Source organism: Streptomyces sp. NPDC126497 (assembly GCF_040302425.1).
Classification (GTDB): domain Bacteria; phylum Actinomycetota; class Actinomycetes; order Streptomycetales; family Streptomycetaceae; genus Streptomyces.
This window is the reverse complement of record NZ_JBEORT010000038.1, coordinates 1-12,213: the sequence shown is the minus strand read 5'-3', so window position 1 is coordinate 12,213 and position 12,213 is coordinate 1. Positions and strand designations below refer to the sequence as shown.

General features: G+C 75.4%; 10 protein-coding genes. 1 reads left to right on the top strand and 9 read right to left on the bottom strand.

Annotation, left to right across the window (positions count from 1 at the left end; genetic code table 11):
• The 5 genes from ABTY20_RS17785 to ABTY20_RS17765 all read right to left on the bottom strand — a co-directional run bounded on the left by ABTY20_RS17785 (nucleotide 1) and on the right by ABTY20_RS17765 (nucleotide 7,769).
• Nucleotides 1-2,514 (bottom strand): serine/threonine-protein kinase, encoded by a 2,514-nt coding sequence (locus tag ABTY20_RS17785; RefSeq protein ID WP_351997936.1) that lies wholly within the window; start codon nucleotides 2,512-2,514, stop codon nucleotides 1-3.
• 23 nt (nucleotides 2,515-2,537) lie between these two features.
• A complete protein-coding gene (locus ABTY20_RS17780) occupies nucleotides 2,538-3,860 on the bottom strand; it encodes a hypothetical protein (RefSeq protein WP_351997935.1) in 1,323 nt (440 codons plus the stop codon).
• Nucleotides 3,861-3,923: 63 nt separating this feature from the next.
• Complete coding sequence (locus tag ABTY20_RS17775; protein ID WP_351997934.1) at nucleotides 3,924-4,967, bottom strand: glutamate ABC transporter substrate-binding protein; 1,044 nt, start codon at nucleotides 4,965-4,967, stop codon at nucleotides 3,924-3,926.
• 35 nt (nucleotides 4,968-5,002) lie between these two features.
• A complete protein-coding gene (locus tag ABTY20_RS17770) occupies nucleotides 5,003-6,436 on the bottom strand; it encodes a GlnX family signal transduction membrane protein (RefSeq protein ID WP_502991830.1) in 1,434 nt (477 codons plus the stop codon).
• Between the two features lie 247 nt (nucleotides 6,437-6,683).
• Nucleotides 6,684-7,769, bottom strand: a complete 1,086-nt coding sequence (locus tag ABTY20_RS17765) for a mechanosensitive ion channel family protein (protein WP_351997933.1) — start codon at nucleotides 7,767-7,769, stop codon at nucleotides 6,684-6,686.
• 313 nt (nucleotides 7,770-8,082) lie between these two features.
• Here ABTY20_RS17765 and ABTY20_RS17760 point away from each other — a divergent pair, with 313 nt between their 5' ends.
• Nucleotides 8,083-8,619, top strand: coding sequence for an HNH endonuclease (locus tag ABTY20_RS17760; RefSeq protein ID WP_351997932.1), 537 nt, complete (start codon nucleotides 8,083-8,085; stop codon nucleotides 8,617-8,619).
• A 72-nt stretch (nucleotides 8,620-8,691) separates the two neighbouring features.
• On the opposite strand, the gene ABTY20_RS17755 is transcribed toward ABTY20_RS17760, so the two are convergent.
• The 4 genes from ABTY20_RS17755 to ABTY20_RS17740 form a co-directional block, all read right to left on the bottom strand.
• Nucleotides 8,692-9,297: a hypothetical protein gene (locus tag ABTY20_RS17755; protein WP_351997931.1), complete on the bottom strand. Its 606-nt coding sequence runs from the start codon at nucleotides 9,295-9,297 to the stop codon at nucleotides 8,692-8,694.
• Complete coding sequence (locus ABTY20_RS17750) at nucleotides 9,294-10,634, bottom strand: hypothetical protein (RefSeq protein WP_351997930.1); 1,341 nt, start codon at nucleotides 10,632-10,634, stop codon at nucleotides 9,294-9,296. Before ABTY20_RS17750 ends, ABTY20_RS17755 begins: the two co-directional genes overlap by 4 nt.
• A complete protein-coding gene (locus ABTY20_RS17745; RefSeq protein WP_351997967.1) occupies nucleotides 10,631-11,443 on the bottom strand; it encodes an ABC transporter ATP-binding protein in 813 nt (270 codons plus the stop codon). The genes ABTY20_RS17750 and ABTY20_RS17745 overlap by 4 nt, the downstream gene beginning before the upstream one ends.
• Before the next feature lie 29 nt (nucleotides 11,444-11,472).
• Nucleotides 11,473-12,213 (bottom strand): zf-HC2 domain-containing protein (locus ABTY20_RS17740; protein WP_351997929.1); only part of this gene is annotated, 741 nt, incomplete at its 5' end.

The following is a 12,213-nucleotide window of genomic DNA, read 5'->3' as shown; positions in this document are numbered from 1 at the left end:
CTACACCCATGTCCGGGGGCGGTAACGATTGGCACGTTCCACCAGGTCGATCCTCTCCTCGCCGCTGCGCGCCAACCGGGCCAGCGTGCGGTACGAACGCTCCAGTCCGAAGCGCAGGCCCCGTTCGTCCAGGCCGCTGCCGAGCAGCGTCCGTCCCCCGGCGGCGGGAGGGGCGGAACCCTGGCCCCCGGAGAGTACCCAGTCCAGCCCGCAGCCGAGGACCTCCGCCGCCAACAGCTCGCGCCGCGCCGGGTCCAGACCGTACGCCTCCAGGGCCTCGACCTGCCCGGCGGCGGCGGTCAGGTCGTCCAGGAACGGCACGTCGCCGGCGGCGGCCGCACGCCCGCGCAGCCGCGCCCGGACGGACGCCGCCCGCGCGGCCGTGTAGTGGATGGAGGACTCCGGCACCGACAGCAGCGTCCGCACCGCGCCGTCGCGGTCCCCGGCCGCCAGCCGCACCCGGGCCAGCCCGAACGCGGCGCTCACATGGCTCGGGTCGGTCGCCCACACCAGGCGGTAGTACTCGGCGGCGTTGTCCAGCTGGCCCAGCACCTCCGCGCACACGCCGAGCGCCAGCTTCGGCGCGATCTCGCCGGGAAACGCGTCGTAGACCGCGTCGAAGGCGAGCGCGGCGCCCTCGTGGTCGCCGGTGACCAGCGAGGCCACCCCCCGGTACCAGACCACCCGCCAGTCGTCGGGGTCCCGTTCCTCCAGCGCGTCCAGCGCCGCCAGCGCGGCGGCCCGCTCCCCGGTCTCCAGCCGGGCGCGGATCTCCCGCAGCCGGGTCTCCACCGACGGGGCGGGCGCGGCGGCCAGCGCGTTGATCAGCTCCCCGGGCGCGGACGTCAGAAGGCCCGCGAGGAAACCGGCGTTGGGGTCGGAGGGGTGGACGTGCGGCACGGGCAGGGCGAGCACGGCGGCGGCGCAGTCGACGGGCTTGACCGGGGCGGCGGCGCCGGCGACGGGCGGGAGCGCGGGAGGCGCCCCCTTGCGGGCGCGGGCCGGGCGGGCACCCAGGCGGGAGACGTCACCGTCCAGCGCGGGGAACAACTCCGGGTCCATCACCCGCAGTTCCGGACCGAAGAGGGTGGACAGCGCGGGCCGGGCGCGGCCCGTCTGCAGGGAGACCACCTCGCGCAGCACGCCCGTCAGCTGCTCGGCCATCTCCTGCGCGGAGGCGAACCTGCGGGCCGGGTCCGGGTCGGTGGCGCGGACCAGCAGGCGGTAGAACGACTCGTACCGCCGGAACACCTCGATGGTGTCCGGGTCGGGCAGCGAGTCCGCGTAGACGTTCGTGTAGCCCTGGAAGTCGAACGTGAGGACGGCGAGCGTGCGCGCCACCGTGTACAGGTCCGACGCCACCGACGGCCCGACGTCGGCGACCTCGGGCGCCTGGTAGCCGATCGTGCCGTAGATGGCCGACTCCCCGTCGTCCATCCGGCGCACCGCGCCCATGTCGATCAGCTTCAGCTGGTCCTCGGTCTGGATCGCGTTGTCGACCTTGAAGTCGCAGTACAGCAGGTTGCGGCCGTGCAGGTGGCCGAGCGCCTCGAGGGCCTCGATGCCGTACGCGCAGGCCTGCTCCACCGGCAGCGGATCGCGTCTGCCCTCCGGCGTGCGGCGGCCGTTGGCGATCTCCTTCAGCGACTTGCCGCCCAGGTACTCCATGACGATGTAGCCGTCGAGGGAGCCGGTGCGCTGGTCGAGGTGCTCCACGAAGTTGTAGATCCGCACGATGTTGGCGTGCTCGATCTCCGCGAGGAAGCGCCGCTCGGAGATCGCCGCCGCCATCGCGTCCTGGTCGCCCGTGTCCAGCAGCCCCTTCAGCACCACCCAGCGGTCCGAGACCGCCCGGTCCACGGCGAGGTAGACCCAGCCCAGACCGCCGTGCGCCAGGCAGCCGACCACCTCGTACTGGCCGTGCACGACGTCGCCGCCGCGCAGCTTCGGCACGAACGAGTACGGATGGCCGCACTTGGTGCAGAAGCCCTCCGTGCGCCCCGGCCGGCCGCTGCGGGCCCGGCCCACCGGCGCCCCGCAGTCCGAGCGCGAGCAGAACCGCTTCCGCTCGGGCACCTCCGGGTTCTCCAGCACCATCGCCCGCGGATCGGGGCGCGGGATCGACGGCACCTCGACCAGACCGGCACCGAGCCGGCCCCGGCCGGAGGAGCCGGCGCCCGCGCCGGAACTGCGCACCGACACCGAACGGCCCGTGGCCCGGCCCGACAACGAGCGGGAGAGCCGCCCGGACACCGAACGGCGGGACTTCGACGACTGGGACGAGGTACGGGAACCGCGGCCGCCGGAGCGCCCGCTGCCCGCGGAGCCGCGCGAGTCGCGGCCGCCCGCCGTGATGCCGGTCGGGGCCGAGCCGACCACGCCGCTCGGCGACACCACCGGGGCCAGGCCGCAGGTGTCGCAGTACAGCTCGCCGCCGCCGACGTCCTCGTACGCGCCGTCGCACCCGGGGCGCTGGCACCCGGTCCCCGACGCCCGGCTCCCCGGTCCGCCCATGACGCCGCCTCCCCCCTCACCGTTCACTCGCCCGGTCCCCTCCGGTCGTCGGGCACGCCCTGGCCGGGCACCCGCGGCGCCGTGCCGAGGACCTCCAGGACCGCCTGCTGGTAGCGCAGCACCGCCTGGTCGGCGGCGCGCAGGTCGCAGGGCGCGCTCCACAGCATGCGGCGCGCCCTCTCGTACCGCTCCACCAGGACGGGGTCCTCCGCCAGGCCGTGCCGGGCCACCTTCGCCTTGTACGCGTCCAGCCGCCCGCGCAGCTCGGCACGGACCGCCAGCGGGGCCGTCACCGCGGTCAACGACTCGCGGGCGCGCATGAGTTCGTCCTCCGCCTGCTGCTCGAGCGATTCCAGGAGCGGGGACAGCCGGTGCCACTGGGCGTGCCGGCGGTACTCGGCGGCCGTCGACAACCGCTCCTGCAGCGCGGTCGACGGTCCGCTGACCACCGGCACCTCCGTCGCGGCGATCTTCGCCAGCACCTCGCCGCGCGCGGTGCGGGCCTCGGCCAGCGTGCGGTCGGCGCGGGACAGCACGTCCCGCACCCTGACGATGCGCTTCTCGGCGTCCTGGCGGACCGTCAGCACCGCCTCGATCTCCCGGCGCACGTCCTCCAGCGCCCGCGCCTCACGGTCGTAGACCGTGGTGTCGGGCCGTCCGCCGCCGGGCGCCGAACTGCCCTCCGCCGGTTTCCAGTACGCCAGCGGGTCGGACACCACCTGCTCGCGCAGCTTCGTCAGCGTACGGGTGATCCGCTCCAGGTCGTCGCCGGCCGGATGTTCGCCCGGCCGCACCCCGACCGAGTGCGCGAGCCGGCCGGTGCGCCGGAGCTCGGCGGCGAGCAGGTCGATCCGCGCGGGCAGCGCCGACCACACCGCGTCGGCGGCGACGACCACGTCCAGCGAGGTCGCGTACAGCTCGTTCATGCGGTCGACGAGGGCGGCCAGCGAGTAGCGTTCGCCGAGTCTCCCGGGGGCCGGCGCGCCGGCGGCCGCCGCCGCGCCGCCCGCCAGGGTCACCGGCTCGCCGCGCAGCAGCTCCGTCAGCTCCACCAGGTCCTCACGGCTGGACCAGCGGCGGCGGGCCCGGACGCTGCGGGCCGTGCGCAGCGTGTCCGTGTACGCGTCGAAGTACGTCCACAGCAGCGTGATCGAGGCCTCCGTGGCCGTCCAGCGCTCGGCGGTGACGCCGGTGAGCCGCGCGCCCTCCAGGAGTCTTCGGCCCGCGTGGTCCTGCAGGGCGAGGAGCGAGGTCTCGATCGCCTCGTGCTCCGCGCCGAGCCGCGCCAGCGCACGGTCCACCTCGTCCCGGTCCATCACCGGCCCGGTGGGATCCGCGTCGGCCATCGGTCACCTCTCGCTGGGGGGTTGTCGGCGGTTGGGGGGGGTCCGGCCGGGTCCGGCCGGGGGTCAGCTCCCGCGCAGGTACTCCGGGGCCGGGGGCCTGGACCCGGAGGAGTCGTCGCCCAGTGTGGCCGAGAGCCACTCGTCGTACGCGTCCTGCCAGCCGTCCGTGGTGTCCCGGCGGAAGTCCACCAGGATCCGGTTGACCCGGCGCACCAGGTCGTCCGCGTCCTTCTTCATCGCCACGCCGTAGTACTCGGTCGTGAACGCCTCGCCCTTGAGCTGGACCGTCGGGTCCTGCGCGGCCTGGCTGGCCGCGAGCGCGCCGTCGGTGACCACCGCGTCGACCTCGCCGAGCTGCAGCCGCACCAGGCAGTCCAGCTGGTTGGGGACGGTGGTGCGGATGTCGGTGGACGCCGGCAGCCTGCCCGCCTCCTTGTCCGCCTCCAGCTTCGCGTACGCGGTCGAGCCCGCCGCCGTGCAGACCTCCTGGTGCGCGAGCGTCCCGTCGTACCCCCGGACCGGTGAGGACCTCGGGGCCAGGACCTGCTGGCCCGTCCTGAAGTACGGCGCGGAGAACGCCACGTCCTCCAGCCGGTCGCAGTTGATCGTCATCGTGCGGACGACCATGTCGACCCGACCCGCCCGGATCGCCGGGATGCGCTGGTCGGTGGGGATCGCCTTGAACTGGACCGCGTCCCGGTCGCCGAGTATGTCCTCGGCGATGCGGTGCACCAGGTCGATGTCGAAGCCCTCGAGGGCGCCGCCCCCGCCGCCGTTGGGGTCGCGGTAGCCCCAGCGGTAGCTGTTCTGGTCGACCCCCACGACCAGTTTGCGCTTCTCGCCCTCGCGGTTCTTGATCGCCTCGATGGTGGGTCCGTCGGCGTCCGACGGGGACAGGGTCTGCTTCTCCGGGTCCGTGCAGCCCTCGTCCGCCCGGTCCCGCGCGGTGTGCGCCGCGGCCCGGCCGGCGGTCTCCCCGGGGGCGCCGTCCGGGGTGCCGGCGCAGGGCAGCGCCAGCGCGAGGACCAGTGTCAGGGCGCAGGCGGTCGCCATCGCGCCCACTCCGCCCCAGCCCCTCAGACGGGCCCGCAGGTGTCGTGCGGTCATCGTCATGGCCCCCCTCGGCTCGTCCACGCGTCCGTTCACCGGTACTCCGCCAGTCTGCGGCCGATGCCCAGCACCGCGCCGGCCGCGCCCAGCACGGCGAGGAGGGCCGCGCCGGCCGGCAGGCCCGTCAGCGCGTCCCGGCCGTCGCCGGCCGCCCGCTCGAACTCGTCCTCCTCGTGCGCGAGCGCCGCGGCCAGGTTCCGGTCGACGCCGTCGAAGCACTCGCCGGTCGCGCCCCGCGCGCCGATCACCAGGTCGAGCGCCTGCTGGTAGTTGCCGTTCTCGTCCTGCTCGCGGGCCGCCTCGTGGCGTTCTTGCCACTCCGTCATGGCGCTCACCGCCGAGGAGACCGGCTTCGCGCCGCTGTCGTCGTCCGCGAGGCGCTCCGCCCGGGCCAGGCCCTCGCCGAGGGCGTCCATGTCGCGGCCGAAGTCGTGGTCGTACGCGTCGAACGTCTCGTCGCCGACCTTCGTCGTCTCGGCGCCCCGGGCCACCAGGGTCAGGTTCTCGTTGCCCCTGGCCTTCAGGGAGGCGATACGGGCGTCGTGCAGCACGTCGAGCGAGCGGACGCCGTGGTCGTAGGAGTCGTTCAGGCCCGCGCGGGCGAGGGTGTGGCCGACCGTCAGCCAGAGGAGGACGGCCACCGTCGCCGCGGTCGCCGCCACCAGGCCGTGGTTGAGGACCCTGTGGGTGTGCAGGTAGGTGCGGCGCATGGCCCAGGCGAGGGCGGCGAGGGCGAGGACGCCGAGGGCGATGGCGGCCCAGGGGTAGGGGGTCGCGTCCGCGTAGTCGTCGCGCAGGCGCCGGTTCTCCTTGGTGTAGAGGTCCTCCGCCGCCGGGAGCATCTCCTCCTGCATCTTCTCGTTCGCGTACCGCAGGTAGGCGCCGCCCACCGGGAAACCCTGGCGGTTGTAGGTGCGGGCGCGCTCGACCAGGCCCTTGTACTCGGGGAGCAGGCGGTTGAGCTCGGTGATCGTCCGCGCGGAGGGGGAGCGCGGGTCCGAGTTGGCCGCGGCGTTGACCAGTTTCTCGGCGGCGGTGCGGATGTCCTTCTCGTAGCGGTCCCTGGAGGCGGCGCGCTCCTGACCGCCGGCCAGGAAGCCGCCGGCCGCGGCGGTGTTGGCGTCGGCGAGGGAGCGGTAGATGTCGGCGGCGTCCGAGCTGAGGGGCTGACTGCCGGTGAGGACGTCGTCGGCGGCCGCGGCCCGGTCGGTCGTCTGCCAGGCGGTCACCGCGCCGAAGGCGAGGACGAGGGCGGCGAGGACCGCGCCGATGACGCGGAGGCGGCCGGGCTCGGTGGTGGCGGCCCTGCGGAGGCGGTCGACGCCCTCGGCGAAGGCGGTGCGGCGGGCCTCCGGCGGGGGCGGGGCGCCGACGGGGGCGGGCTGGGGAGGCACCGCCGGCAGCGTGGGCACGGGCGTGGGCGTGCTGGTGCCGGGTGGCGCCGTGCCGTTCGGCGTGTGTGTCACGTGACCTCCCCCATGGTCATCCCTCGGGCAAGTATCGCCGCCGGGACCGGCATGTGCACCGGCCTTGGCGCGATCTTGGTCCGATCACGGCGCGATCGCCGGACATTCCGCCCCACCCTGCCCACGGACACGCCCGGGAAATCGGTTCGGTTCCCGCGTGACGTCCGGCTCCTGCCGGACGACGAAGGAGCACCAAGGGGGAAGGGCGGCACCCGGAGTTCCGGGTGCCGCCCTTCGGAGCCGGCGGTTACTTCGTGGTGCTGGGCGGGGGCAGCGGGGACGCCGCCACCGACTGCGGGGAGACCGTGCTCGCGTAGACCGAGGGGGGCGCGACGCCCGCCGCCGGGTCGGCGGCCGCCGCGTCCTCCGCGGCCGTGGCCCCGCCGACGATGCGGATGCCGGTCGCGTCGAAGGCCCGCTTGACGCGCCAGCGCAGCTCCCGCTCCACGGTCAGGGACTTGCCGGGCATGGTCTTCGCGGAGAGGCGGATCACCATCGAGTCCAGCAGCACCGAGTCCAGGCCGAGCACCTCCACCGGGCTCCACAGGAGCTCGTTCCAGGGCTCCTCCTTGCCCATCTTCTCGGCGACCTCGCTCAGCGTGGCCTTCACCCGGTCCAGGTCCTCGTCGGCACGGACCGTGACGTCGACGCCCGCGGTCGCCCAGCCCTGGGAGAGGTTGCCGATGCGCTTGACCTCGCCGTTGCGGACGTACCAGATCTCGCCGCCGTCGCCGCGCAGCTTGGTCACCCGCAGCCCGACCTCGATCACCTCGCCGGAGGCCACGCCCGCGTCGACCGTGTCGCCGACGCCGTACTGGTCCTCCAGGATCATGAAGACGCCGGAGAGGAAGTCCGTGACCAGGTTGCGCGCGCCGAAACCGATCGCCACGCCCGCGACACCGGCCGAGGCCAGCAGCGGGGCCAGGTTGATCTGGAACGTGCCGAGGATCATCAGCGCGGCCGTGCCCAGGATGAGGAACGACGCCACCGAACGCAGCACCGAGCCGATCGCCTGCGAGCGCTGCCGGCGCCGCTCGGCGTTGACCAGCAGACCGCCGAGCGTGCTGCCGTCCACCGCCTGGCCGGTCCGGGACATGCGGTCCACCAGCTTGGTGATCGCCCGCCGCACCACCACTCTCAGCACCGTCGCGATCACCAGGATCAGCAGGACCCTGAGCCCGATCGCGAGCCACGTCGACCAGTTCTCCTCGACCCAGCCGGCGGCGTTGCCGGCGGTCTCCTGGGCGTCCTGGAGCGAGGGCACCCGTGGTGTCCCGGACTCCGAGGGCGTCGGTGACGGGTCGGCGGCCGACAGGACGGCGGACAAGGACACGGCAGGTACCTCCAGGCGCATGTCTGCCCCCGGTGCGACGGTCAATATCTTCAAGGTCACGAATGGGTCACCGGTAGGGGCAGAACCACCACACTAACGGGGCATTGTGAGTGGATCGGCGGCATGTGTGAAGAAGAGACCGTCCTCACCCGCGCGTGAACGGGCCGCGGCCCGGGGACGGACCGGGATGTGGGCGAAAACACTTCCGGCCCGTTACCGGGACATGGTGGCGCGTCCACCAGGCATGAGGGGAGACTGACTACGGATCGTCCCGGCGCGAGCCACGCGCCGCCGGCGTACAAGGAGGCCGTCCGTGCCGCATGTCCTGGTCCTCAACGCGTCGTACGAGCCGCTCGGCGTCGTACCGCTCCGCCGCGCGCTCGTGCTCGTCCTCGAGAACAAGGCAGTCTGCCTCGAGGAGACCGGCGCCCATCTGCACAGCGCGACCCTCACCGTCCCCGCGCCCAGCGTGGTCCGGCTCAAGCGTTTCGTGCGGGTCCCCTACCGGGGGCCCGTCCCGCTCACCCGCCGGGCGCTGTTCGCCCGCGACGGGGGCCGGTGCATGTACTGCGGTGGCGTCGCAACCAGCGTCGACCACGTCATCCCGCGCAGCCGGGGAGGCAAGCACGTCTGGGACAACGTGGTGGCGTCCTGCCGCCGCTGCAACCACGTGAAGGCCGACCGTCACCTGTTCGAGCTGGGCTGGCGCCTGCGCCGCACACCCGCCCCGCCCACCGGTCTGGCCTGGCGCATCATCGGCACCGGTCACCGGGACCCGCGCTGGCTGCCGTACCTGCAGCCGTACGGCGCGGACGACGCGATGGCCCGCGTCGACGGCATCTCCGCCTGACCGCGGTCCGGGCCGCCCGGCCCCGGGGAACCCCCGTTCCCCCGGGGCCGCGGCGGCTTCCCGCGCGGCACGTCAGCCGCGCCGTCCCCCGGGCCGCGCCCCGCGCACGGCGTACAGCGCCGTACCCGCCACCAGGAGCACCACGGCGGTCACCCAGGCGCCGTGCCGCGCGGCGGGCTGCACCGGCCACGCCCACACCGGGACCAGCGTGCCGCGCGCGCTCGCCGACCCCACGTACACGGCACTGACGTACCCGAAGACCGGCAGCCAGCTCAGCCGGGCCCCCAGCAGGGCGGCCGCGCCCGCGGTGAGGCCCGTGCACCCCAGGGTGTTGCGGACCATGGCCGCGGGACCGAACGGGGAGGGATGCCCGTACACGGTCGTCGCCAGCAGCAGCGCGGCGCAGCCGGTCAGCGCCGTCAGATGGACCAGGCGCCGGCGCCACCAGGGGCGTACGGCGGTGCGGTCCAGCTCCTCGGAGGCGCTGTGCAGGCTCGTGCCGATCACCGCCGCCGCGAACAGCGGGGCCAGCGCGACGACCGGGACCTGCCGGGACGGGTCCAGGTACGCGTCCAGGTTCCGGGCGCCCAGCACGGCGGCCGCGGCGGTCGCGGCGAGCACCAACGCGGTGCGCGGGAGGACGCGCGCGCGGGCGTACAGGAGGAGGCCGTGCGTCACAGCGACGGCACCCCGCTCCGGCCGCACTCGCCCCGCGTCGCGAAGTACGCCGACAGCCACGCGCGGCGCTCCGCGTCGCCCATCGACGCCAGCCGCTCGCGCGCCGCGAGCCGCTCCCCGAGCGCGGCGCGCCGGGCGGCGTCGCCCCGCGCGTCCTGCTCGTCGAAGTGCCGCCGCAGCGGGCTGGGGGCCAGGTGGTACTCGACGGCGTCGTCCACGGCGGACACCCGCGGCGCCACCTCGTCGCAGTCCCCGCGGCCCTGCAGCGTCATGCCCGCCGACCACGCGTACTCCCCGGGATCGGTGAGCCGCCCCCGTACGACGGACCAGCCGATCGGTGTGATCATCGGCAGTTCCACCTCGTCCGGTCCCGGCCGGCCCGGCCGGTCCTCGAAGCGCACCGGCAGGTTCTCCACGCCCTCCAGGCGGTCCGTCAGCCCGGACAGGGCCTCGGTGACCTGGGGGAGCAGGTTCCCGTAACGGGCGTTCACACAGATCTGCGGGGTGGTGGAGGTGTCGCACACCTGGCGCCGGGCGAGCGGGTCGGTGCGCCACAGGCCCTCACCGGTCTGGACGAGCAGCGTGCCGGCGGCGGCCGCGGCCACCAGCGGCAGCAGGGCGACCGCACGACGGCGCGCGGTGTGCGCGAGGACCGCGGCGGCCGCGAGACCGCCCGTCCACGCCACCATCGCCCAGGGCTGCCACCACACCGGCACCGAGGTGGACGAGGTCTCGGCGAAGGGCGACAGGTACCGGACGGATCCCCGGCGGTCGTGTCCGGCGACGCCGACCACGACGTACCCGGCCGCCGCCAGCAGCGGCGCCGTCAGCCGCCAGGCCACCAGGCGGCCCACGACCTGCCCGCTCAGCGCGGCGCACGCCAGGACGGCGGCGTCCGCGAGCGGTGTGCCCCACCGGGGCACACCGCCCATGGCGCAGTACCAGGTGGCGAGCAGCGCGAGCGCCGTCGCGACGGCGTACCCGGCGACCAGCCACAGCGCGACCGGCAGCGCCGACCCGAGCAGCACCGCCGTCCGGCCGCGCACGGCCGTCGCCAGCAGCTCCCCCGTGCCGCGCCTGCGTTCCCGGCCGCCCTGCCAGCAGCCGGCCGCCAGGGCCAGCGGGACACCGAGGATGATCGCCGCCGTGTGCACGTGCTCACGGGTCTCCGCCCAGCCCCCCTGCCACCGCTCCGACCCGACCGCCAGCGCCACCCCGAGCGTGAGCGCCATCGCCGCTCCGGCCCAGGGGGCGAAACCGCGCACGGCCTCCGCCCGCAGCGGGTGCCGGGGCCGCCGGACCCGCTGCCGCGGGGCCCGCTCCGTCAGGAGGGTCATCGGGCCGTCCCTTCGGGGCCCGGCCGCCGGTCCGCCCGCGCCGCGGACGCGCGGTGCGCCCGCAGCGCCGCCGTGTAGCCGCGTTCGATCGGGTGGTCGCCGGGGCCGCCCTCCGACTCGCCGAGCGCGGCGAGCGCCGGCGGCGTCCCCCGGTAGGCGACCCGGCCCGCGTCGACGAGGGTGACCTCCGTGCAGGCCGCCGCCACGTCCTCCACCAGGTGCGTGGAGACGATGACGGTGGACGAGGCGCCCAGTTCGCGCAGCAGCTCGCGGAACTCCACGCGCTGCTCCGGGTCCAGACCGGCGGTCGGCTCGTCGAGGAGCAGCACCCGGGGGTCGTTCACCACGGCCTGCGCGATGCCGACCCGCCGGATCATGCCGCCGGACAGGCGGCGCACCTTCACGTCGATGCGGTCGGCCAGGCCGACCCGGGCGACGGCCCGTTCGACCGCGGCCGGGACGCGGTCCGCGGGCATCTCCTTCAGCCAGGCCACGTAGGCGACGAACTCCCGCACCGTGAAGCCCGGGTAGTAGCCGAAGTCCTGCGGCAGGTAGCCCAGGTGGCGGCGGACCTCGCCGCGCCGCCGGTGGTCGCGGGTGTCGTGGCCGAGGATCTCCACCCGGCCGCCGGACGGTTCGGCGACCGTGGCGAGGACGCGGATCAGCGAGGTCTTGCCGGCGCCGTTCGGACCGAGCAGACCGTGCACGCCGGGGCCGAAGTCCAGGTCCACCGAGTCCAGGGCGACGGTTCTGCGGTGCCGGACGCGCAGGCCGGCGGTCCGGACGGTGGCGGCCGGCGCCTCGGGCACGGCACGGGAAGCGGTGTGCGGAGCGGTGCTCAACTCTTCTCCAGGAAGTGGAAGGCGGGGCGGCGCACGGCCAGCAGGGCGGCGGACAGGACGGCCGCGGCCGCCCAGCCGCCCTGCGCCGGGGCGCCGCCGAGGTACGAGGACAGCCGCAGGCCCAGCTCGTGGGTGGGCCCGCCCGGTGCGGTGAGCACCGGACCGAGGACGGCGCACAGCCAGCCACCGCCGGTCAGGGCGGTGGCGGCGCGCAGGCCGACGTATCCGGCGAGGGCCAGCGAGGCCAGGGTCAGCGCGAGACCGGGCAGCAGCCAGGCGGCGGCGTTCGGGGCGCCGGGGGACGGCAGCAGCGCCCCGGCGAGGGTCAGCAGCGGCAGGCTCACCGCCAGCACGGCGGCCGTGCGCATCAGGACCAGCCGCAGCCCGGCCGAGGGGGTGGCCGCGGTGATCTCGTGCATCGGGTCGGCGTGCGGCCCGTAGGACAGGGCGACCCCGGCGACCGGCACGACCGGGGCGAGGGCCAGCAGCCAGGGCCGGGCGTGGGCGAGGCCGGCCCCGTGGGCGAGCGCGACGGCGCCGACGGCGACGAGCAGCACGGCCGGCAGCCAGGCGCCGCGCACGGCCGGCCCCAGGGCCCACAGCACGCGCACGGCCCGCGGTCCGGCGGAGGGCCACCGGTGCGTCCGCGACCGGATCCGGGCCCGGATCCCGGCGGGAGGGGCGGGGACCGTTCCGGACGCGCCGGCCGGCGTCGCCGTGCGTGCCCCGGTCCGGGC